Here is a 22677-nt window from a genome sequence, read left to right as displayed (position 1 = left end):
CCATTGTTTTTCTAAATACTTAACCCTCGACAGAGTTGGCTTTTTCGTCAATTACTTTTCTTAGTGCTCTAATGTGTTCTGGATTTGTGCCACAACACCCACCAATGATTCGTACTTTGTGATATTGATTAAGAAAATCGCCTAATGCTTCACCCATTTTTTCAGGAGACATTTTGTAAATTGCCTGTCCGCCTTCATTTTCAGGCATACCTGCATTTGGAACTACCAAGATGTTATGATCTTTTTGTTCATCAAGCCACCTGACACTAGGACTCATCTCGATTGGACCAGTGGAGCAATTCAATCCAAATACGTCAATTCCCATGTCAGAGACAGTAGTGTATGCAGCTTGGATGTCTGTTCCAAGTAGCATTTTGCCATATTGATCCAAAGTAGTATTAGCTATTATCGGAACTTTCTTGCCAGTCTTTTTAATGGCACTGTGACATGCTTCAATAACTAATTTCACTTCAAGAATATCCTGACTAGTTTCAATGAGTAGCGCATCAACACCGCCAAGAATCAATCCTTCAGATTGTAACGCAAACGCTTCCCTGATTTCATCAAGGGGTTTCTGACCTAAATCAGGATCATTGGAACTTGGAAGATAACCTGATGGCCCCATAGAGCCAATTACATATCGTGGTTTGTCTGAATATTCTTCGCAAACTTCACATGCGAGTTTTGCAATTTTTTTGTTGAATTCAACTGTTTGATCACCAAATCCGTATTCGTCTAATTTTATTTTATTTGAACCAAAAGAGTTTGTTTCAATGCAATCAGAACCTGCATCCAGATAATTTCGATGAATCTGCTTAATCCATTCAGGATGTGTAATTACTAAACCATCATTGAATCCATCTTGATTATTTGGAAAGTCTTCTGGTTTTGGATCATATTTTTGAATCTCAGTTCCCATTGCGCCATCAAAAAGCAATATTCTTTTTTGCAATGCGGTCAGAAAGGGTTCTTTTTCTTGCAACTTGATTTTAAAATGAGATTAGATAGTTTAACTCTTTTCAGAAAAATCCACATGCATTTGTGGGAGTATGTTGAAATTAGGTGAAATGAGATTTTATGTACATTTATGCAAAAACTTCAAGTAAACAACCTAGTTAGAAGTGCAACATTTTTTCAGCATGCTGGAATCTCAATTATCTTTGTCTTCATGCCCATTATTGCAAAAGGTGTAACAGAGTCTATTTTTGAAATTGGACTTTTAGTGGCATCATTTAGTTTTGCTCAGATTTTATCTGAGATTTATTTTGGAAGACATTCAGACAAAAAAGGAACTAGGCTCAAATTCATCAGAATCGGCTTCATAGGATGTGCAATTACCTTTGGATTGCATTATTTTGCGGCTGATCTCACCATGTTTTTCATTGTCAGAATTGCTGCAGGAGTAGCAAGTGGAATCATGATTCCTGCAATGATTGCGTATACTTACGAAGCAAATATTGACAAAAAACGAGCAGCTACGGTAATCTCGTTTCATGCATTAGGATGGCTAGCTGGAATTGCAGCTGCCGGGATTGCAAATGATCTAAAATTAATTTTCTTAATCAGTGCAGCATCGTTTGTCATTGGATTGTTATTTACAATCAAGCTTCCAAATCCACAACAAGAAAAAGAGCTAAAACCAGGAACTACAAAAAATGTCATTGCAAAAAACAAATTTCTATTCTCATCATTACTGTTAAGACACATTGGTGCAGCTGCTGTATGGACTATACTTCCAATTATGCTAATGGAAAGATTAGGTGCAGAGCTTTATCAGGTATCAATCGTATATGTTGCAAACACGCTGACTGCATTTATCTTGATGAATGTAATGGCAAGTAAGATACACCTATCCAATGTAACTAAATTCAAAATCGGCATAGGATTTACAACATTTGTGTTTATTGGACTGGTGTTAGTTACTGATTGGTGGATGGTAATGCCATTCATGTCACTTGTTGGAGCAACGTGGGCGTTTTTGTTTATTGGCGGAAATTTCCATTTGATGGAAAATAATCCACGTTCGACATCAACTGGAATATTTAGTTCAACATTATCAATTGCAACAGTAGTAGGTCCAGTGGTTGCAGGAAGCATCGCATTTGTTTTTGACTATGCTGCAGTCATGTATTTTGCAATTGCCATAATTGTTTGTGCGTTTGTAGTGTCACTGAAGATTAAAAAATAAAAATCATCTCAATCCCCAACGAGACATCACCTTATTTTCTAATCGGGTAAATACGACTCCGTCAATTACCAGTCCGATTCCCATAATTATTATCATTATGGCAATTACTTGTGAGACATCAGTAAGAGAACGTCCGGCATTTAGTAAAAATCCAAGACCCAGAAATGAAAATAGGATTTCAGCACCAATCACACCTCTCCAGGCAAACGCCCAACCTTGCTTGAAGCCAGTAATCATATATGGAAATGCGGCCGGAATCAATACAGCAGTGATTAGCTGACTGCCCTTTGCACCCATATTTCTTGCAGCCTCAATAAAGTGAGGATCTATGTTTTTGACTCCAGTGTAGGTGTTTATTGTAACTGCAAAAATAGCTCCAATCGCAGTAACGAAAATAATTCCTCCATCAGTCAATCCAAACCAGAGTATTGCAAGTGGAACCCAAGCAATCGAAGGGATTGATTGCAATCCTAAAACTAGTGAGCCGACTGTTTTGTTGATCACTTCAACTCTGGCCATAAAAATTCCCAGTACAACACCACCAGCAATTGCAATTGCCAATCCAAGGATTAATCTCCACATACTTGTTGCAATTCCATAAAACAGACTACCGTCAGATGCACTATATGCCAAATCTTCAGCTACCTCATACGGAGATGGGAAAACATTATCTGGCCACACTCCAGTCATTGCAACTATTTGCCAGACTGCAACTATTCCAATGTAAAAAGCAATTCTGTGAGGAGTAAAGTTTTTCGCCATCCTGTCACCCTTTACTTTTCTTTACCTCAGGTCTTAATTCTGCCAAAATATCTTGTTGAAATTTAAGTAGTGACTCATCCTCAGTTACTCTTGGATGTGGAAAATTATTATCAACTTCTTTTTTGATAATTGATGGACGGTTACTAAAAATTGCAACCTTAGTTCCAAGAACTGCAGCTTCTGAAACATTATGAGTTACAAAAAGAATTGTCTTTTTTGTCTTTTCCCAAATTAACTGCATCTCAACTAACAACAGATCACGAGTTTGTGCATCAAGTGCTGCAAATGGTTCATCCATAAGTAGAATGTCAGGATCCATTACAAGTGCTCTAGCTATAGCTACACGTTGTTTCATTCCAGTTGAAAGTTGATACGTATAAGAATCTGCAAATTTGGTGAGTTGCATCATGTCAAGATATCTATGAGATATCTTTGCACGTTCTTCTTTTGGAATACCTGCCATCTTTAATCCAAATTCCACATTATCTTGAACCTTGAGCCATGGGAACAGAGCTCCTTCCTGAAAGACCATAATTCTTTCAGGTCCTGTTTCTGCAACAGGGTGTCCATCAAACAGAATTTGGCCATCGTCAGGAGTTTCCAGGCCAGCAACTATGCGTAAAAATGTCGATTTACCACATCCGGATGGTCCCACTAAACATACAAAGTCACCTGCCTCAACTTTGAGGTTAACTCCACCAAGTGCCTTCAGTTTGTGTGAATCATGGCTGAAATATTTTACAATATTTTTTGCCTCGAGTTTAGCCATCACTTGCTTTCCTCCAAGATAGAATTTGAATCAACAGGGTAAAAGATTCCAGATAAGTCATATCCATTTCGTCCCAAATATCCTAATGCGTCTGATTTTTTTGCAAAAGAGTAAACAGAATCAAGCAGGGGATCTGACGTAATAACAACATTTGATAATGCTACATCAACAACTTCATCAGACAGTGATTTTCCTAAATGTGATTTCAGGAAATTATTAAAAACAATTCTTGTTTCAGTTGGATTTTGATTTATCCAGTCGGCAGTTTCATGATGCGAAGCTAACAGATCAGAAACTGATTTGTGATTTTTTTCAACATAATCCACATTTGCAATTAAAAGAACAGATGCAAATTCATTATTTGGCCACAATTCTTCCTCATGGAACAATCTTTTTCCTCCAAGTTCAGTTTCCAAAATTGTTGCCCAAGGTTCTGCAACCCAAGCGCCATCAATATCGCCCTTTACAAATAATGTGTAAATGTCAGGATTTGGAATGTTGTAAACTATTACAGAACCGCCTTTTTCAGCAGGTTTCAATCCATTTTCTGAGAGATAATTCCGAAGAGATACATCCTGAGTATTTCCAATTTGAGGTGCAGCAATCTTTTTTCCTGCAAAGTCAGATGCAGACTTTATTTCAGACAAAGGATGAACTATAAAGCTTGAACCTCCACTTGCAGCTCCTGCAAGAATCTTTACATTGTGATTTTCAGAATTCAGAAATCCGTTAATTGCAGGACCAGGTCCCACATATGCAAGATCAACAGAATTTGCAAACAAGGATTCAATTGCTTGCGGACCGCTATCAAAAATACGCGGTTCAATTTTTATTTCATCTCCAACACTTTTTTGAAAAAAGCCTTTTTCCATTCCAACTATTGGAATTGAATGCCCAATATTTGGGAAATATGCAATACGGATTTTATTTTCATGTGTGGCAACGCTAGAATTAAGAGCAATTCCCATTATTGTCAGCAAAATTATTCCGGCAATACCTGCGGAGATAATTGATCGAGTTTTCATAAAACAGCGTTATATTTGGCGGTTAAATAATCATCGAATTTTAGCTCAAGCTAGTCAGAAATTTTTCAAAAATAATTAGAACTCAGGCTATCACAAAAGATAAATTCCAAAATACAACGGGAAAGTTGTTTTATGACTCAAAAAGGTATTCTTGCATTTTCTGGAGGCTTGGATACTTCGGTAGTTGTGAAATATTTGCAGGAAGAACACGACATGGATGTCATTACAGTAACTGTAGATGTGGGTCAAGGTGATGATGCTAAAAAAATTGCAGCCAAAGCAAAAAAACTTGGTGTAAAAAAACACTACAACATAGACGCCAGAAAGGAATTTGTCAACAAGTACATTTTTCGATCAATCAAAGCAAATGCACTTTATCAAAAAAAATATTGTCTTGCAACAGCTCTTGCCAGACCGTTAATTGCTGAAAAAGTTTTAGAGATTGCAAAAAAAGAAAAAGTAACATCACTTGCACATGGATGTTCAGGCAAAGGAAATGATCAGGTACGTTTTGACATCACTTTACGTTCGGGTTCAGATCTTCCGATCATAGCTCCTATCAGAGACAAGAACTTGGACAGAGAAACTGAATTGAAATTTGCAAAGAAACATGGAATTGAAATTGATGCAGTGGCAAAAAGATTCAGTATTGATCAAAATTTGTGGGGACGCGCAATTGAAGGCGGAGTGCTAGAAGATCCATACAATGAACCACCAGATGATGCATTCATTTGGGTTAAGACAAAAAACTTGCCTGAAAAAGCATCATATTTGGAAATCAAATTTGAGAGTGGAATTCCAGTTGCAGTTGACGGAAAAAAATTAGAGTCGCAGAAACTTATTGAATACATAAACAAAAAAGCAGGCAATGCAGGGGTAGGAATTGTCGATCATATTGAAGACAGAGTTGTTGGAATTAAATCCAGAGAGGTTTATGAAACACCAGCTGCAACCTGCCTAATTGAAGCTCATTCAGATTTAGAAAAAATGGTCCATACAAAGCATGAAAACAAGTTCAAATCGCTAATTGATGACGAATGGGCATATTTGGTGTATTCAGGTCTCTGGCAGGATCCGCTAAGAAGAGATCTTGACGGATTTATCGAGGAATCACAAAAACCAGTTTCCGGAACCGTGAAACTCAAGATGTACAAAGGAAGTCTCAGAGTTGTTGGAAGAAAATCAGATTTTTCATTATACAGTCATGAGATCGCCACATATGGCACAGAATCAACATTTGATCAAAGATTAGCCAAAGGATTTGTAGAATTGTGGGGAATGCAGTCAACAGAAGCTAATAAATTACAAAAGAAAAGGTCAACAAAAACATGAACTGCCCAGAATGTGATGCAACACTAAACATCCCGGACGATGCCTCAGTAGGAGAAATTGTCTCCTGTCCTGATTGTGGCGCTGACTTTGAAATATCTAAAAAAGACGGATCAAATGTTGAGCTTAAACAAGCAGAAAGCGTAGGCGAAGACTGGGGAGAGTAATGTCAAAAGTCTGTATCGTGTTTGACCGCCTAAGAGCGGAAGAGAAGATGCTCCAAAAAGAAGCATCAGATCTAGGACATGATGCAGTAATGCTTGATGCAAAAATCACCCAAATAAACACAGATAGTAAAAAAGACGATTATGATTTTGGCGACGTTGTTTTAGAACGATGCGTCAGCTATTTCAGAGGCCTGCATTTTACAGCAAGTTTAGAATTTTTAGATGTTCCAGTTTTAAACAAATTCGAAGTTGCAAACATTTGTGGAAATAAAATGTTCATGACATTGCTACTAAAGAAAAACAATGTTCCAACACCAAGAACATATTTTTCATTTTCCAGTCAAAGCGCAGCTGAGAATCTAGAAAAAGTTGGGTTTCCCCTGGTGATTAAACCTGTAATTGGAAGCTGGGGAAGAGGAGTAATGCCATTAAAGGACAAGGACACCATGGAGGCAGTTTTTGAAATTAGAGACATTACGGATAGTCCACATGATAGAATTTACTATTTGCAAGAGTTAATCAAAAGACCACCAAGAGATATCAGAGTAATCACAGTAGGGGATCAGCCCATTGCGGCCATGTACAGAAAATCTTCAGGAGGTTTTAAAACAAACATTGCACTTGGTGCAGATCCTGAACTTTGTGAGATCTCAAAAGAGATGGAAGATATGGCCGTAAAAGCATCCAAAGCCATGGGCGGAGGAATTTTGGGAATTGATATGATGGAAGACGATCAAAAGGGACTCATAGTCCACGAAGTGAACAACACAGTAGAATTCAAAGGATTGGCAAGAGTTTCTAAACGAAACATACCAAAAGAAATAGTAGAATTTGCCCTAAACTACGTTAGGAAATAAATTATACTCCTTTGCGAGGAGACTTATCATGAAAGTAGGTGTTGTTGGAGCATCAGGATATGTAGGTGGAGAAACGCTTCGTCTACTTGTCAATCATCCAGATGTTGAAATTGCCATGGTTACATCAAGGCAACATGTAGGAGAGTATCTCCACAGAGTTCAACCAAGTTTGAAAGGATTTACAGATCTAATGTTTTCAGAATTAGACTATGATAAATTAACAGATCAATGCGATTTAGTTTTCACTGCCGTTCCTCATGGAACTGCAACTGAAATTGTAAAGGCACTGTATGACAGAGGAATCAAAGTGATAGATCTGAGTGCAGATTATAGATTGCACAATCAGGATGCATATGACAAATGGTATGGTTGGGAACATCCACACCCAGATTACCTAGCAAAATCAGTTTTCGGAGTACCTGAATTACATAGAGAGGCAATCAAAAAAGCACAGCTTGTCTCCTGTCCGGGATGCATGGCAGTTACATCAATGTTAGCTCTTGCACCATTAATTCGAAATGACATAATCGATACAGAACATATTGTAGTAGATTCTAAAATCGGCTCTTCTGGCGCAGGTTCTGGTTCAGGGACCGCACATGCAATGAGAGCTGGAGTCATCAGACCATACAAACCTGCAAAACACAGACACACTGGCGAAATAGAACAGGAGCTTAGTGAAATTGCAGGACATAAAATTCGTGTTTCAATGAGCCCACATGCAGTGGATGTGGTTCGTGGAATTTTGTGTACAAATCACACATTCTTGAAAAAAGATATTGAAGAAAAAGAATTATGGAAATTATATCGTCAAGCTTATGGTGAAGAAAGATTCATCAGATTAATTCGAGATAAAAAAGGATTATACAAATTCCCAGATCCAAAATTCTTAGTTGGTTCAAACTTTTGTGACATCGGATTTGATTTAGATGAAGACAATAATAGATTAATCGCATTGTCTGCATCAGATAACTTGATGAAAGGTGCCGCAGGTTCTGCCATTCAAAACATGAATGTAATGTGTGGTTTTGATGAAATGGACGGACTAAGGAACACCCCATTGACTCCAGTATAGAAATGATCACAATCAAGATTGGTGGAAGTGTAGTAGATAATTTACATCCATCAACAATTTCAGATATTAAAAAAGTAGCAGAGTCAGAAGGATTGATTTTAGTTCACGGTGGAGGAAAAGAGGTTACAAAAGTTTGTGAAGAACTTGGAAAAGAACCAAAATTTGTGACATCTCCTAGTGGAATAAAGAGCAGATATACTGACAAAGAAACTGCAGAAATTTTTACAATGGTAATGTCAGGCAGAATAAACAAAACAATTGTTCAGATGCTTCAAAAAAACGGAATTAATGCGATTGGTCTTTCAGGTGTAGATGCCAAAATCATTCAAGCTGACAGAAAAAAGAAACTTCTCATTGTTAACGAAAAAGGCAGAAAACAGGCAATTGATGGCGGATATACAGGAAAAATTACCGATATCAACTCTAATTTCATCAAATTACTCCTAGAACAGGGATTAACCCCAGTTATCTCACCCATAGCAATTAGCGAAGAATCAGAATTTCTCAATGTTGATGGGGATAGAGCTGCAGCATACATTGCAGGTAAAGTAGGGTGTGACAAGGTACTATTCATTACAAATGTAGATGGATTGCTAATGGATGACAAACTTGTTCCAAAATTAACTTTAGCAGAAGCAAAAGAGATCAGACCAAAAATTGGGCCTGGAATGGAAAAAAAGATTTTGGCATCAACAGAAGCATTAGATATGGGAGTAAAAAAAGCCCTAATTGCAAATGGTCAAAAAGAAAACCCCATATCTTCAGCAATTGCAGAGGATAGTTGCACGGTGATTGAGCATGAGTGAAGATCAATTTATGGGAAGTCTCTATCAGAGATTTCCAGTTACAGTTGAAAGAGGAGTAGGATCTCATGTATGGGATAGTAATGGAAAAGAATACATCGATTGTATGGGAGGATACGGAGTTGCACTAGTAGGCCATCAAAATCAAAGAGTCAACAATGCAATAAAAGAACAAGTTGATAAAATAATTACAGTACATAGTTCCCTATACAACAAAACAAGAGAAGAGTTTTTGAAAACATTAATCGGATTAGCACCCAAAGGACTCACGCAAGTTCATCTAAACAACAGCGGTGCAGAAGCAATTGAAGCAGCAATAAAGTTTGCAAGAAAGTTCACAGGTAAAAAAGGAATGGTTGCAATGAAGGGATCATATCACGGTAAATCACTTGGAGCATTATCATTAACATTTAATCCAAAATACAAAAAGGCATTCGAACCATTGGTCGAAAAAGTTTCATTTGCATCCTTTGGAGACATTGAATCAGTTCGTGCAGCAATTGATGATGATACTGCATTTGTGATTTTGGAACCAATTCAAGGCGAAAGCGGGATAATTGTTGCACCAGAGGGATTTTTGCAAGATGTGCGAAAACTATGTGATGAAAAAGGAATTCTGTTAATTTTTGACGAAATACAAGCTGGTTTGGGACGAACAGGACGATTATGGGCATGCGAGCATTGGAATACTGCACCAGATATTTTGTGTCTAGCAAAAGGAATCGCAGGTGGCGTTCCAATGGGTGCAACTCTTGTTAGACCAGACATTCTTGCTGCAATGAGCAAAGGAGAACATTCTTCGACATTTGGCGGAAACCCGCTATCATGTGCTGCAGGGACTGCAGCTCTTAAAGCACTGACAGAAGATGGGTTAATAGAAAATTCTGAAAAAATGGGCAAGATATTCAGAGAAGGTTTAGAGAAATTAAAAGAAAAGCACACCATAATTAGAGAAATTCGCGGAAAGGGACTGATGATAGGAATAGAATTAAAATTTGAAGTAAGAGACATCTTGATGGGATTAATAGACAAAGGCGTCCTTATGTTATATTCAGGAAGAAACATACTCAGAGTGCTTCCTCCACTAGTGATTTCCGAAGATGACATAACAAAAGTTTTACATGCTCTAGATTCCGTACTTACTGAAGAGGAGCAAAAAAGAGATGTACAAGGATAAAGTAGACGAGAAAATTATCGGATACCTGAAAGAAGACGCTAGAGAATCGTTTGTCGATATCGGTAAAAAATTAAAACTTTCTGAGTCAGCAGTCAGAAGGCGTGTAAAAAATTTAGTAGACAGTGGTACAATCAAGAAATTCACCCTGGAACTTGGCGAGGAAAATGCAACGAGTGCAATTGTCCTAGTTTCAGTAGATTCAGCTACCGATACATCCAAAGTTTCCCTCAAACTTGCAAAATTAGAAGGAGTAAAAACAGTCTATGAAATAACGGGTCAATACGACATTACAACGATAATAAGCGCATCAAGTATTGCTGAAATTAACAACACAATTGATGCATTAAGAAAGATTCCAGGTGTGGTAGATACAAACACCGTGATAATTTTGAGAAAAATAATCTAAAAACGACTTTCGCAAACAATATTTGTTTCATAACTAATTTAGGATCAATAATAGTTTTTTTCAACGAAGATAGTACGAATATGTTTATATCATCAATTCATATCACCGATATCAGTAATGAAAGATCCGAATCACTATGCAAACCTGTATAACGCATATGACAAAAATCCAAAGAAGATCAGAGTCTTAGACAGTACTCTAAGGGAAGGAGAACAGCATCCAGGAGTGTCATTCACAAACAAACAGAGAATTCAGATTGCATGGATGCTAGATTATTTTGGAGTAGATCAAATAGAGATATCACCAGTAGTTTCAAGTGATCATAAAGAAGCAACTAAAACAATTATCAAACAAGGATTAAAGGCAGACATTGTTTCTCACGGACGTGCACTCAAAGAAGACATAGATATTTCGTTAGATTGTGATGCAAAATGGTGTGCCGCTTATTTAGGAATTTCAGACATTCATCTTAAAGACAAGCTACGCATTTCAAGAGAAGAAGCACTTAGAAGAGCAGTTGAAACTGTAGAATATGCAAAATCTCATGGCCTTAAAATTAGATTTACCGTGGAAGATGGAAGTAGAGCAGAGCCGGAATTTTTAATCAAAGTTTGCAAGGCGATTGAAGAAGCAGGTGTAGATAGAATCAGTCTTCCAGATACAGTAGGGATAATGCGTCCCATTGGAATGTACAATTTTGTTAAAAAAGTAAAAGATGTAGTAGATGTTCCATTAGACGCACATGTTCACAATGACATTGGGTTTGCAGTAGCAAATGCTTTTTCAGCTTGTGATGCAGGAGTTGATCAGATTCACACCACCATTGATGGAATTGGAGAAAGAACTGGAATCCCACCACTTGCAGAAGTAGCAGTTGCACTGACATACCTGTACAAATCTCCAAACGATTTCAGATTGGACATGTTGTTAGATCTTTCAAGATTAATTGAAGAGTATACAACAATCAAACCGTATGATTCAAAGCCAATTGTTGGTTCATCGGCATACAAACACAAAGCTGGAACACATCTTGCAGCAATCCTCAGAAATCCAGCAGCATACGAACCCATACCACCAAGAGCGGTTGGAAATAGAAGAAGAATCGTCTTTGGAGAACTTGCAGGAAAAACAGGTGCAGCCTATTTGATGTCGTTATTAGGCTTGGATAAAAACGATGAAAATGCAAAGGCAGTAGCCGCTGGATTAAAGGGCCTCAGAATGGGAGATCTTATTGAAATCCCACTTGAAGATAGACTTGAAAAAAAGATAACTAATGATAAATAAAGAGGATTAATGAAGATAAGACATGTCAAAATGTGAAGAATGTGATGCAGAAATATCCGTCCCAAGTGATGCACTTGAAGGAGAAATTGTAACATGTCCAGAATGTGGCGCAAGTTTTGAATTAGTAAAAGGTTCAGACGGTTTCCAATTAAAGCCTGCCCAAACGGTTGGCGAGGATTGGGGACAGTGAGCCCTGACGTCACTATTCTTTACGATACCATCCGTTGGGAAGAAAAAGCTCTTCTAGAAGCAGGCAAAAAAAACAACATCAACATACAGATGGTGGATTGTAAGAAAGTAGCATTAGATTTAGAAAAAAAACCAGAAGATTACGGAGTAGTGATTCAGAGATGTGTAAGTTATTACAGAAATTTGCATTCAACTGCAGCTCTTGAAGGATTAGGAGTCAAAGTAATCAATTGTCTTAACACAGGCATTTTTGCAGGAAACAAGTTATTCACACACATGCTGTTAAAAAAATTCGGAGTTCCCACACCGGATGCAACAGTCGCCTTTTCAAAAGAAGCAGCTTTGGAAGCATTGGAAACACAAGGATTTCCAAAAGTTATCAAGCCAACTGTTGGAAGTTGGGGCAGGTTAATTTCAAAACTAAACGACAAAGATTCAGCTGAGGGTATAATGGAAAGCAGAGAGAACATGTATCCAATTTACCAGATACACTATTTGGAAGAATTTGTAAAAAGACCACCAAGAGACATCAGAGCAATCATGGTAGGAGACAAAATAGTTGCAGCAATATACAGAATTTCAGAACATTGGAAAACGAACATGGCACTTGGCGGTACAGCTGAACCATGCAAGGTTACATCTGAAATGGAAGAGATGTGCATCAAGGCGAAAAAGGCTGTTCAAGGAGACATTGTAGGTGTGGATTTGATGGAAAGCGAGGAGAAAGGACTGGTTGTTCACGAGGTCAACAACACCACAGAATACAAGAATACGGTCAGAGTTTGTCAAGTAGACATCCCATCACTAATGCTAAATTATGCCCTGAATGTAAAAAAGTAAGAATTGACCAGTCACTTATCAGAATCAAGATTTGCAGTAAAGATGCTTGAAAAAGCGCTCAGACTTTACACACCATCACTTAGTGAGAAACAATTAGCAGAATTTTTAGCTGACAAGTGCGATGATTTGGGTTTTGAAGATATTGAAATTGACGAAGTGGGAAATATCATTGCGAAGAAAGGAACGGGATCTCCAAAAGTCATGCTATGTGGCCACATGGATGTTGTTCCAGGAAAAGTCAAAGTAAGAAAAGAGGGAGATTCACTTTATGGAAGAGGAGCTTCAGATGCAAAAGCACCTTTAATGGCAATGTTGTTTGCAGCCGCATCGATTCAAAACAACAGCGGAACTATAATTTTTGTGGGTGCAGTTGATGAAGAAGGGAATGCAACAGGAATTAAAAATCTCGTCAAAAAAGAGATGGGAATTGATTATGCAATATTTGGAGAACCAAGCGGAATCAATCAAGTTACAATTGCGTATAAAGGAAGATTGGCAATCAGTCTTAAAATTAGTGTAGATGATAGTTCACATGCAAGTGCACCATGGCTTTCAAAAAATGCAATTCATGAATCAATGATTTTTGCAAAAGAACTCAAAGACAGGTTGGAAGAAAATCAAGAAAACAGATCAAAAGGAATGCTGTTGACTTCATCTATGACAGAAATTAGAGGCGGCACAAGTCACAACATAACCCCAAAAGAATGTGAGACAACTTTTGACATCAGAATTCCGGTAGACATGAACTGCAAAGCAATTGAACAAAAAATTGCAACGCTTGTAAAAGAAATTTCTCAAAAAAGAGAGGTGGAAGCATTTTATTCAATTCTTGACGAAACAGAGCCATTTGAGGCGCCACATAATTCACCATTAGTTAGAGCATTGACATTAGGAATTATTGAAGAGACAAAATCCAGACCAACCCTAATTAGAAAAACAGGTACCGGAGACATGAATGTTTTAGGAAATCAATGGTCAATTCCTGTAGTAACTTATGGTCCAGGAGATCCCCACGAGGCCCACACAATCGATGAGAAAGTATCCATCGAAGAATACCTCAAAGGAATAGAAATTCTCAAGAAAACCCTACAGCACTTAAAAAGACTTCATGATAGAAAGATGCAGTAATGCTGTGGTTCGTAGGATTAGGAATTTCGGGATTCAAATCAATTCCCGCTGAGGCACTGGATGTTTTATCAAAAGCAGACATCGTATACATGGAACAATTTACTAGTCCAATTGGAAAATCAGACTTGACTAAAATCAAAAATGCAACAAAAGGCGAATTTAGGCCAGCAAAGAGATGGTTAGTTGAAGATGGAAATGAGATTTTAAAGAATTCAAAGAAAAAGAAAGTGGTGCTACTGTCATACGGGGATCCATACATTGCAACTACACATATCGAGTTAAGAACCAGGGCAATCGAAGAAAAAATCAAGACACATTCCATTCATGCATCATCGTCTCTTACATCCATGATCGGTGAATGTGGTTTGCATTTTTACAAAGTTGGAAGAATTGCAACCATAATGAGCGAAATGAAATCACTCACAACACCATACTATGTAATTTACAAAAATATCATAGAAGGCAATCACACGGTACTCCTTTTAGAATACAATCAAGACAAAGATTTTTTCTTAGATCCCAAGGACGCATTAGATGGATTGCTGGAAACTGAGAAAGGACAAAAAAGGAATGTAATTAGTTCAGATAGTTATGCAATAATAGCATCAAGAGTTGGATTCAAGGATCAGTCTATTATTTCTGGTAAGATCTCCAGTTTAAAGAAAAAAGATTTTGGAAAGCCGCCACATACAGTAATTATTCCGGGAAGATTACACTTTACAGAATCAGACGCGCTGAAGATACTAGGTCAATGCATTGATGAACCATTTGACAATTCTGAGAAGACAAAAAAGATTCCGGTTCAAATGATGGAAAAATATGTGCCAATGGTAAGAGAAGCGCTGAAAGAAGTGGAACCACACTATAAAGATCAAAAGGAGTATCAAGCGATATTGGAAAATGCGGAATTATACATCAATGATGCAGAGAAATTTCTAGAAGACGGTCAAGATGAGGTGGCGATTTTGAGTATAGGGTACGCAGACGGCCTTGTTGATGCATTAAGATTGGCCAAAGGCATGGATCCTAAGATGTAATTTTTAGCGATGAATTAAAGAGAGGGTCTGAAAATAGAAAAAATATTGGAATCGATTGATAAGCTAATTCTTTCAGCCATGTATGTATGCCAAATTGACGGAAGATCAGTATCTGAGGAAATTAAGAAGAAAAGCATGCTTTCAGATGATATGATAAAATCAAAGATTGACGAACTAGTAAAGAACCAATTCGTTAACGAGGACAGAACCACACTCACAGAAATAGGTCGAAGTTCATTACGGGTGGTTCTGGCAGGCGGTGTTTTTGACATAATTCATCCAGGCCATATTCATACACTAAATGCGGCAAGAGCACTAGGAGATGTACTGGTAGTAGTGGTAGCAACAGACAACACCGCGGTTAAAATGAAAAAAAGAAACCCCATACACAGTCAGGAACAGAGACAAGAATTGGTAAATTCACTCTCAATGGTTGATCTATGCCTTATCGGACAAGAAGACGATATTTTTAAAACAGTCAACATGGTAAAGCCAGAAATTGTCGCGTTAGGTTATGATCAGGTGCATCAAGAAAAGTTCATCATAGAGGGATGTAAAAAAATAAATCTCGATGCAAAAGTTGCAAGACTGCAATCCCCAATTCCAGAAAGCTCCAGTCACAAAATAGAAAAAGAGTACGGGGAATCGATTCACGGAATTTAGGAATTGATTTGAATTTTAATTGAAATTTTTGAGCCATCCTTTAGTTTTGCAGTTTTTCTCAAACAGGATTTAGATATCAGTTCAATTACGGAATCATCATGATGAGTTCGTTCCAGTATTATCAATTCACAGTTTATCGAATTGTTTAATTTGGCTGGAAAGCATTTTACCCAACCATAGGTTCGTTTCCCGTCAGAGAAACTCTTAATTTTTACACCGTTCAAAGTTTCAAACTGTTTTATTGCCTCTTGGTGGATTTTTTGATCTAATCTGACATTTAGAGTTCCAGGAAATGGCACATATCCGATTTTTGACTTGAATTGCGTAGTGTATCCTTTTAATCCCATATAGTATGCACCTTCACCCATTCCAGAAATCAAAGTTCCCGTTAATTCAACATAAGATGGAGAAGAATCCAAACTTTTTCTCAGTATGGTAGAAAGTTTTACCATTTCACTGAATCCTTTAGGAGTAATTTTTACTGATATGTTCCTTCCATTAATTATTCTCTCGATGAAGTTATTTTGTTCTAATTCAACTAGATGTTTTGATGCAGCTTGCTGAGATTTTTTAATGTTTTTTCCAAGAGATGAAGTCGTTATGGTAACATAGTTGTGTTTTGCACCTTTGGATAATAGATAAGAGAGGGTTAAGATGTGCTGAATTTTCAGTTCAGTCATCTAAATTCCTAAGATACGCCCAAATCACCGAATGTTTTTAGTGTCATTCCATCAGAGTTTGAAAGTTTGGCAACTCTATGACCAACAACACATTCTACACCTGCATTTTTTGCGCCTTCTAAAAGTCTCTGGGTAATGATTCCATCGAGCAGAAGATATTTGATTCCAGATTGTGATGATAGTTTGCTTACAACTTCACTGATTGGAACTTTGAAAACTTCATTCTGATCACTGTCCAATGCAACTGCTTCAAGAGTTTCATTTAGATTTGGAAAAACCTTTGATGCAATTTCTGCAAGAGGTTTATCATCTTCACTTTTGAGTGCAGGTGCCGGTTTACCGGATTTAATTTCATCAGCAATTGGTCTCAGAATTTCATCAATTCTTTGCGGAGTCAGTTCTTCAACTTCAACACCTGTATCTGCTTGTAGTTCATAATCTAAAGTAACAACAGACTTGAGTTCTTTGAGAATGAATCCGCCTGATCTATCACCATCAAGGAAGGCAACTACAGTTTCTTTAGAATTGCATAGTTCTTTGATGGACTCATCAATTTTTGCACCTTCAATTGCCAAGACATTATCATATCCTGCCCTTAGGAGATTGATAACATCTGCCCTTCCTTCTACCAGAATTACCCAATTAGAATCAAAGACGCCAGAACTGCATGTTAATTTTGATGGTCCATAAGTTGCTAGTTTTCCAGCATCACCTTGATGAACATCATTCAGCATTGTTTCTCCTTCACTAACAGTTTTGGTAGCCCATTTTTGCTTGATTTCTTTTGCACGTCTTACAATATCGTCTTTCTTTGCAGCTCGTACATCATCAATTGCTTCTAGTCTAAATTTGCAATCAAAGGGTCCCACCTTATCGATGCTTTCAATTCCTGCTGCAATTAATGCACATGTATCAATATCAGTACTCATTGGGATTAAAGCATCACCAGATGTAGTGTTAGAAGTGGATTTTGTATTGACTTCAATACGTCCTACTTTGGAAACACGTTGCAGCTCATTCAGATTCATCTCTGGGCCTAACAGTCCTTCTGTTTGGCCAAAGATGGCACCGATTATATCTGCTCTTTCAACGAGCCCATCAACTTCATAGGAAAGTTTAACATGATATTTGACAATTCCTGATTTACCGGACATAAGTTCATCTCCTTTATTATCATAATTTTGGTTTCTGCCTTCGATATATGAGGGTATCGCAAAAAATTCTGTGAAGATATAAAATTTTTCAAGGGATTAATCAGCTCAGCAAACGCTAAGAAATTCTAAAAATGAAAAATAATGATAGTTGTTTATTCAGTACTAAATGAGTGACCACATGAACAGGATTTTGTAACGTTTGGATTGTTGATTTTAAATCCAGAGCCCATTAGACTTTCAATATAGTCCACGTTTGCACCTTGTAGATGGTCAACACTATAACTGTCAACTACGAGTTTTACCCCATTTTCTTCCATGACGATGTCATCTTCCTCTGGTGCTTTTTCAAAGCCCATACCATAAGATAGACCAGAACAACCGCCACCTTGAACATATACTCGAAGATATTCAGGTGATTCTGCTTCTTCCTTCATGAATTCTTTGATCTTCTCAGCTGCTTTTGCAGTGACTGTGATCATCTTTTGTGTTTGCTCAGTTGCCATTATAAGTAAAAAAGCCGCTTCAAATTATAATAAGCTTTTCCCACCCAACACACTAGTAATTCAAGAAATAAACATCATTTTGCCATAATTTCTAGTATTTCGTATGATAATCATGTTCATCAAAGTCAGAACCCAAAGACACTGACAAAATAACAGTTGTGTCAGTTGTTTGAAACTTTAGTTCTTTATCAGGCAAGAAATTTCGAAAAACATGAGTCAGAAGTTTTTCTGTAAACATAGACCATTTTATTCCCAATTCATGTTGAATCAAAAATATGTGCATGTCACCTTCTATGCGATGATCAGAATTCATTCCAGATGATCGCATGTAATCTTCAAGTGTTTCTATACATCTTTTCAAATCATAATCTCCTTTGATAAACAAAACTGTATCTTTAATCACAGGAAACATCAAAGTGATAATTTCGTCAATATCTTTTTCATCCAACTCTACTCCCAAAGATTCCAGGATGCCTTTGGGAACAGGGATCATTCCAATTTTGCCGGAGAATCTATCCCATTGCACATATTTTTCAAAAATTTGTCGGACCAAAACATTTTGAGATATGCCTTTTTGTGTTGACTCGTTTTCTAATTCTAAAACGAGTTTTTCCGGAAGTCGATAAGTGATGCTTCGTGTAGGTTCTTTTTGCATCATGTGTTGTCTCTTTGATAGATTTTCTTCCAACATTTTTACTCCAAAAATCAACTAGTCACTGTGGGATTTGTTTGGAACAAATTCAACAGTGGTTACTTCTAGATCACACTTTAGAGAAATGGACTTTACCTTACTCTTGTATAAGAAATATTTTTTCCCATCCTGGTTAATTGAACCAGAGATTGCCAGTAATTTTGCATCATAAAGAGTTTGTAACCTTCTATACACCGTACTTATTGGAATCTTTTTTTCATGTGAGATTTCCATTGCAGATTTTGGCTTTTCTAGTGTGTTGTGTAGGATTTGTTTGCAATATTTATCAGCAAGTATTTCCAAAATTACCTGCTTTCTTTCATCATCAACTATTTTTTGAGACTGAATTAATTCTTGCATGATTGGTTGAAATCAAAATACGATATAATGAATACGATTGCACTGCAAGACATAGTATACAACCTGAATAAATGCTCTAAAACCACGTAATAGTATGGAACATTTTCCAAAAAAAACAACCCTTCCAATAATAGTATGTTCAATTTTGCTGATTTCAGTTTCAGCAAATGCTGCAAATGCCGAATCGGTTCCAGAATGGGTGAAAAATACAGCTTTATGGTATGGGCAAGGAATTGTTTCAGAACAAGAGTTTCTAAACATGATAAAATTTTTGATTGATAACGACGTCATCACAATAGAAGCTCAAGAAGAGATATCTACGAAAAAGGATTCAACCATCACCATACCAAATGGCAACTTTAATGTGTCAAGCACATCATTTTACTTGCCACTTAATTTAGAAATTCCCGTTGGCACAACAGTAACGTGGGTGAATAACGATTCAGTGCCACACAACATTCAGAGTCAGGATGATTCTGGAAAAGTAATAGACATGTTCAACAGTCCACCATTAAGCACAGGAGACAAATTCTCATACACGTTTGAAGAAGATGGGATTTTCAAATACCATTGCTCATGGCATCCATGGCGAGTAGGATTAGTTACAGTGAATTAGATTAACAAAAAATCTAATTCTAGTTTTTGAATAAAATAAGGAAATTGGAAATAACTATTTCTTTGACTTGTTGACAAATGCCGTCATACGTTCTTCTCTATCAGGATGAGTGAAGCAATTTCTCCAAGCAAGAAGTTCAACGGCAAGACCAGTATCAAGATCTGCATTTCTTCCTTTGTTGATTGCAACTTTTGACATTTGAACACCCATGATAGAGTTTCCAGCTATCTGTTGTGCCATTTTCAAAGCTTCTTCTTGCAAGGATGCAAGAGGAACTACATGATTTACGAGGCCAATCTCTTTTGCCTCATCTGCTTTGATCATTTTTCCTGTGTAAACAAGTTCTTTTGCTTTTGCTATTCCCACAATTCTCATCAATCTTTGTGTCCCACCCCAACCAGGAGGGATTCCAATTGTTACTTCTGGCTGACCTAACTTTGCAGTATCTGCAGCTATTCTGATATCACAAGACATTGCAAGTTCGCAACCTCCACCTAAAGCAAATCCATTAATGGCTGCAATAGTGGGTTGTTTTACTAGTTCAACAGTTGAAGTTACAAGCTGACCAGTTTTTGCATAATCAACGGATTCATCTGCAGATATTTTTGACATGTATTCAATATCTGCACCAGCAGAAAACGCCTTTTCGCCTTCACCAGTCAAGATGATAACTTTGACATCATCATCATGATTGAGTTCTTCAAAAGTTTTGATTAGTTCCTTTGCAACATCTATATTCATAGCATTAAGTTTGTCAGGTCTGTTAATTTTGACAGTACAAATGCCATCAGAAGTAGATGTGGTAACTAGTGACATGTTAATTTGCCAAGAGATGTGAAACTTAAATGTTCTCTATTTTCCGAGCATCTTGCCCCATTGAGATAATGCAGAGGCAGCTGCAACCCAAGTTCGAAGATCCTGATAAACTGGGACATTGTGTTTCTCAATTAAGTTAATCATTTTTTCAGTATATGGACCGCCATTGCCGCCAGCAAGAATGGGTTTTATTTTTTTCTGGGATAACTCAGATAGATGTTCAACTATTGTTTCTTCAAGGGGGTCATCTTGGAAAACAAACCAAGGCATTGCAATATCAATATTCTTTTCGTCAAGGAATTGCTGTATGACAAATTTATAATCATCTGCAGTTGCGCCGCCACCCACATCGGCAGGATTTCCATTATGAATTGGAACAGTTGGTGGGAAACGTTCCTTCATTTTTTTGAGAAGTGCTGGGGACAACTTTCCAATAGTAAGGCCCAATCTTTCTAATTGATCAATTCCGCCAATCATTGGACCAGCACCATTGCTAGTCATAGCAACACGATTACCTTTCGCAGGTGGTTGCCATGCTAGTGCCTTTAAGACTCCAACCAGTTCTTGATAACTATCAACTGAAATAATTCCTGCTTGTTTGAATGCACCCATAATCATTGCATTTGAACCACCAAGAGAACCAGTATGCGATGCAGCTTGTTTTGCACCTGCAGCAGTTCTTCCACTCTTCCAAATAACAATTGGCTTTTTCTTTTCTTTCATTACACGCTTTGCAGTATTGATGAACTTTCTGCCATCACCAAATCCTTCAACATACAGCCCAATTACTTTGGTTTGAGGATCATTTGCAGCATACCATATCATGTCTGCTTCATCAACATCAGAACGATTACCAAAACTGATCATTTTTGACAAACCAAATACATCAGCGCTTTCTAACATACTAATTCCCATAGTTCCACTTTGCGAGAAAAATGCAACATGTCCCAATTTTGAACGGACCATCCTCTCTTGTCCTTGGAATGCACAGTCAAGTCTATTTGCTGCATTGAACATTCCAATACAATTAGGACCGATTACACGAATCTTATGTTTAATAGACAGTTCTTTAACTTCAGCTTCCATTGCTGCTCTGTCACCACCAAGCTCTTTACCGCCACCAGAAACTATGACAACATTGTGAATTCCTTTCTTGGCACAAATTTTCATTATAGGTCCACATTCTGCAAGATCAATACAGACAACAACCAGATCAACTGGTTCTGTGATTGCATCTAGTGAAGGATAGCATTTGATTCCAAGAATTGATTCTTGTTTAGGATTAATTGGAAATACTTTGCCTTTGTAATCTTGTTTTCCAAGGGCATCTAAAACAGAATTACCAATCTTTCCGGGAGTAGCAGATGCGCCAACTAGTGCAACAGACTTTGGAGTAAAGAAGGATTCCATTGACGTAATGTTTGGTTTTGCTTTAGAGATTGAATTCTTTCTTAATTCATTATTCAGAATAATTTTTGCATCAACTACAAAATGTGATTTCGGATAAACAACCACGGGATTAAAGTCAATGCTGTTAATGTAATCTGCATTTTCTACGCCTAATTTTCCAATCTGAACTAACATTTTTGCAACCATGTTGAGATCAACAGGCTCGCTTCCTCTGAAACCTTTGAGAAGTTTGGAACCTTTGAGTTCATTTAACATGGATTTAGCATCCGAAGTTGAGATAGGCAGCATTCTGAATGCGACATCTTTGAAGACTTCAGTCATGACTCCTCCTAATCCAGCCATAATCATTGGGCCGAACTGTGGATCATTTTGAATACCTACAATTAGTTCAACACCTTTTGGAACCATTTTTTCCAAAAGAATTCCTTTAACTTCGACACCTTTCTTTTTAGAAAGACGACCATACATGTCATTGAACGTCTTTTTTACATCAGCAACATTGTCAATTCCGACTTTAACTCCACCAACATCAGTCTTGTGCAAAATTTGTGGAGATACAACCTTCATTACAAGTGGAAAACCAATCTTCTTTGCCTGCTTTACTGCATCACTTGCAGAAGTAGCAAGCGCATAAGGAGGAACTTTAACGCCATAGCTTTTGAGAATAGATTTGGATGATTCTTCGGTGATGACTTTATGATCGGTTATAATGGTGTCTTCAAAAATTTTCTTAACCGCAGTCATCGTT

The 22677-nt window shown here is 37.4% G+C and carries 26 protein-coding genes; 15 read left to right on the top strand and 11 right to left on the bottom strand.

Annotated elements, in window-relative coordinates; genetic code table 11:
* Positions 1–19 precede the first annotated feature (19 nt).
* On the bottom strand, positions 20–982 hold the full coding sequence (locus OO712_RS02665) for a homocysteine S-methyltransferase family protein (RefSeq protein ID WP_109876765.1): 963 nt from the start codon (positions 980–982) through the stop codon (positions 20–22).
* A gap of 105 nt (positions 983–1087) precedes the next feature.
* Between OO712_RS02665 and OO712_RS02660 the strand changes: the two genes are divergently transcribed.
* A complete protein-coding gene (locus OO712_RS02660) occupies positions 1088–2188 on the top strand; it encodes an MFS transporter (protein ID WP_109876766.1) in 1101 nt (366 codons plus the stop codon).
* Positions 2189–2191: 3 nt separating this feature from the next.
* Here OO712_RS02660 and OO712_RS02655 read toward each other — a convergent pair whose 3' ends face one another.
* Genes OO712_RS02655 through OO712_RS02645 form a run of 3 tightly spaced genes read right to left on the bottom strand, consistent with a single transcriptional unit; the run spans position 2192 to position 4744 of the window.
* Positions 2192–2950, bottom strand: coding sequence for an ABC transporter permease (locus tag OO712_RS02655; RefSeq protein WP_109876767.1), 759 nt, complete (start codon positions 2948–2950; stop codon positions 2192–2194).
* A 4-nt stretch (positions 2951–2954) separates the two neighbouring features.
* Entirely contained in the window at positions 2955–3719 is a 765-nt protein-coding gene (locus OO712_RS02650; RefSeq protein WP_109876768.1) for an ABC transporter ATP-binding protein, read from the bottom strand.
* Positions 3719–4744, bottom strand: a complete 1026-nt coding sequence (locus OO712_RS02645; protein WP_109876769.1) for an ABC transporter substrate-binding protein — start codon at positions 4742–4744, stop codon at positions 3719–3721. The genes OO712_RS02650 and OO712_RS02645 overlap by 1 nt, the downstream gene beginning before the upstream one ends.
* Before the next feature lie 132 nt (positions 4745–4876).
* Here OO712_RS02645 and OO712_RS02640 point away from each other — a divergent pair, with 132 nt between their 5' ends.
* The 13 genes from OO712_RS02640 (at position 4877) to OO712_RS02580 (ending at position 15699) form a co-directional block, all read left to right on the top strand.
* Positions 4877–6076 (top strand): argininosuccinate synthase, encoded by a 1200-nt coding sequence (locus OO712_RS02640; RefSeq protein ID WP_109876770.1) that lies wholly within the window; start codon positions 4877–4879, stop codon positions 6074–6076.
* Positions 6073–6240 carry an alpha-aminoadipate/glutamate carrier protein LysW gene (lysW/argW, locus tag OO712_RS02635; protein WP_109876771.1) on the top strand — a complete coding sequence of 56 codons (168 nt, stop codon included), beginning with the start codon at positions 6073–6075 and terminating at the stop codon, positions 6238–6240. Before OO712_RS02640 ends, lysW/argW (OO712_RS02635) begins: the two co-directional genes overlap by 4 nt.
* The gene (gene lysX, locus OO712_RS02630) at positions 6240–7097 is read left to right on the top strand and encodes a lysine biosynthesis protein LysX (RefSeq protein WP_109876772.1); all 858 of its coding nucleotides are present in this window, start codon (positions 6240–6242) and stop codon (positions 7095–7097) included. The genes lysW/argW (OO712_RS02635) and lysX (OO712_RS02630) overlap by 1 nt, the downstream gene beginning before the upstream one ends.
* Positions 7098–7125: 28 nt before the next feature.
* A complete protein-coding gene (argC, locus tag OO712_RS02625) occupies positions 7126–8172 on the top strand; it encodes an N-acetyl-gamma-glutamyl-phosphate reductase (protein WP_109876773.1) in 1047 nt (348 codons plus the stop codon).
* A gap of 2 nt (positions 8173–8174) precedes the next feature.
* On the top strand, positions 8175–8978 hold the full coding sequence (locus OO712_RS02620) for a [LysW]-aminoadipate/[LysW]-glutamate kinase (RefSeq protein WP_109876774.1): 804 nt from the start codon (positions 8175–8177) through the stop codon (positions 8976–8978).
* On the top strand, positions 8971–10152 hold the full coding sequence (locus tag OO712_RS02615) for an aspartate aminotransferase family protein (RefSeq protein WP_109876775.1): 1182 nt from the start codon (positions 8971–8973) through the stop codon (positions 10150–10152). Before OO712_RS02620 ends, OO712_RS02615 begins: the two co-directional genes overlap by 8 nt.
* A complete protein-coding gene (lysM, locus tag OO712_RS02610) occupies positions 10139–10558 on the top strand; it encodes an HTH-type transcriptional regulator LysM (RefSeq protein ID WP_109876776.1) in 420 nt (139 codons plus the stop codon). The genes OO712_RS02615 and lysM overlap by 14 nt, the downstream gene beginning before the upstream one ends.
* Before the next feature lie 117 nt (positions 10559–10675).
* Positions 10676–11842: a LeuA family protein gene (locus OO712_RS02605; protein ID WP_109876777.1), complete on the top strand. Its 1167-nt coding sequence runs from the start codon at positions 10676–10678 to the stop codon at positions 11840–11842.
* 22 nt (positions 11843–11864) lie between these two features.
* Complete coding sequence (gene lysW/argW / locus OO712_RS02600) at positions 11865–12032, top strand: alpha-aminoadipate/glutamate carrier protein LysW (RefSeq protein WP_109876778.1); 168 nt, start codon at positions 11865–11867, stop codon at positions 12030–12032.
* Complete coding sequence (gene lysX / locus OO712_RS02595; RefSeq protein ID WP_109876779.1) at positions 12029–12871, top strand: lysine biosynthesis protein LysX; 843 nt, start codon at positions 12029–12031, stop codon at positions 12869–12871. Before lysW/argW (OO712_RS02600) ends, lysX (OO712_RS02595) begins: the two co-directional genes overlap by 4 nt.
* A 42-nt stretch (positions 12872–12913) precedes the next feature.
* Positions 12914–13999 (top strand): M20/M25/M40 family metallo-hydrolase, encoded by a 1086-nt coding sequence (locus OO712_RS02590; RefSeq protein ID WP_200829067.1) that lies wholly within the window; start codon positions 12914–12916, stop codon positions 13997–13999.
* Positions 13999–15036, top strand: coding sequence for a diphthine synthase (dph5, locus tag OO712_RS02585; RefSeq protein WP_109876781.1), 1038 nt, complete (start codon positions 13999–14001; stop codon positions 15034–15036). The genes OO712_RS02590 and dph5 overlap by 1 nt, the downstream gene beginning before the upstream one ends.
* 42 nt (positions 15037–15078) lie before the next feature.
* Positions 15079–15699 (top strand): FAD synthase family protein, encoded by a 621-nt coding sequence (locus OO712_RS02580; protein ID WP_370684782.1) that lies wholly within the window; start codon positions 15079–15081, stop codon positions 15697–15699.
* Here OO712_RS02580 and OO712_RS02575 read toward each other — a convergent pair.
* From OO712_RS02575 to OO712_RS02555, 5 genes are all read right to left on the bottom strand, one after another.
* The gene (locus tag OO712_RS02575; protein WP_109876783.1) at positions 15696–16379 is read right to left on the bottom strand and encodes a DUF120 domain-containing protein; all 684 of its coding nucleotides are present in this window, start codon (positions 16377–16379) and stop codon (positions 15696–15698) included. The two genes, OO712_RS02580 and OO712_RS02575, sit on opposite strands and share 4 nt — an antisense overlap.
* An 8-nt stretch (positions 16380–16387) precedes the next feature.
* A complete protein-coding gene (dnaG, locus tag OO712_RS02570) occupies positions 16388–17533 on the bottom strand; it encodes a DNA primase DnaG (protein WP_109876784.1) in 1146 nt (381 codons plus the stop codon).
* Between the two features lie 152 nt (positions 17534–17685).
* Positions 17686–18036: an iron-sulfur cluster insertion protein ErpA gene (erpA, locus tag OO712_RS02565; RefSeq protein ID WP_109876785.1), complete on the bottom strand. Its 351-nt coding sequence runs from the start codon at positions 18034–18036 to the stop codon at positions 17686–17688.
* 91 nt (positions 18037–18127) lie between these two features.
* Positions 18128–18727: a hypothetical protein gene (locus OO712_RS02560; RefSeq protein WP_109876904.1), complete on the bottom strand. Its 600-nt coding sequence runs from the start codon at positions 18725–18727 to the stop codon at positions 18128–18130.
* Positions 18728–18745: 18 nt separating this feature from the next.
* Positions 18746–19087: a helix-turn-helix domain-containing protein gene (locus OO712_RS02555; protein WP_109876786.1), complete on the bottom strand. Its 342-nt coding sequence runs from the start codon at positions 19085–19087 to the stop codon at positions 18746–18748.
* Between the two features lie 94 nt (positions 19088–19181).
* Here OO712_RS02555 and OO712_RS02550 point away from each other — a divergent pair, with 94 nt between their 5' ends.
* On the top strand, positions 19182–19703 hold the full coding sequence (locus tag OO712_RS02550; protein WP_109876787.1) for a cupredoxin domain-containing protein: 522 nt from the start codon (positions 19182–19184) through the stop codon (positions 19701–19703).
* Positions 19704–19757: 54 nt separating this feature from the next.
* Here the strand turns inward: OO712_RS02550 and OO712_RS02545 are convergent, their stop codons facing one another.
* Together OO712_RS02545 and OO712_RS02540 are read right to left on the bottom strand one after the other, a co-directional pair.
* Positions 19758–20519, bottom strand: a complete 762-nt coding sequence (locus tag OO712_RS02545) for an enoyl-CoA hydratase/isomerase family protein (protein WP_109876788.1) — start codon at positions 20517–20519, stop codon at positions 19758–19760.
* Between the two features lie 36 nt (positions 20520–20555).
* The gene (locus OO712_RS02540; RefSeq protein WP_109876789.1) at positions 20556–22673 is read right to left on the bottom strand and encodes a 3-hydroxypropionate--CoA ligase; all 2118 of its coding nucleotides are present in this window, start codon (positions 22671–22673) and stop codon (positions 20556–20558) included.
* Positions 22674–22677: the final 4 nt, after the last annotated feature.

Origin of the sequence: Nitrosopumilus zosterae, assembly GCF_025998175.1 — an archaeon.
Lineage (GTDB): Archaea > Thermoproteota > Nitrososphaeria > Nitrososphaerales > Nitrosopumilaceae > Nitrosopumilus > Nitrosopumilus zosterae.
The sequence above is the reverse complement of the archived record's forward strand: the minus strand, read 5'-3'. Positions and strand labels throughout refer to the sequence as shown.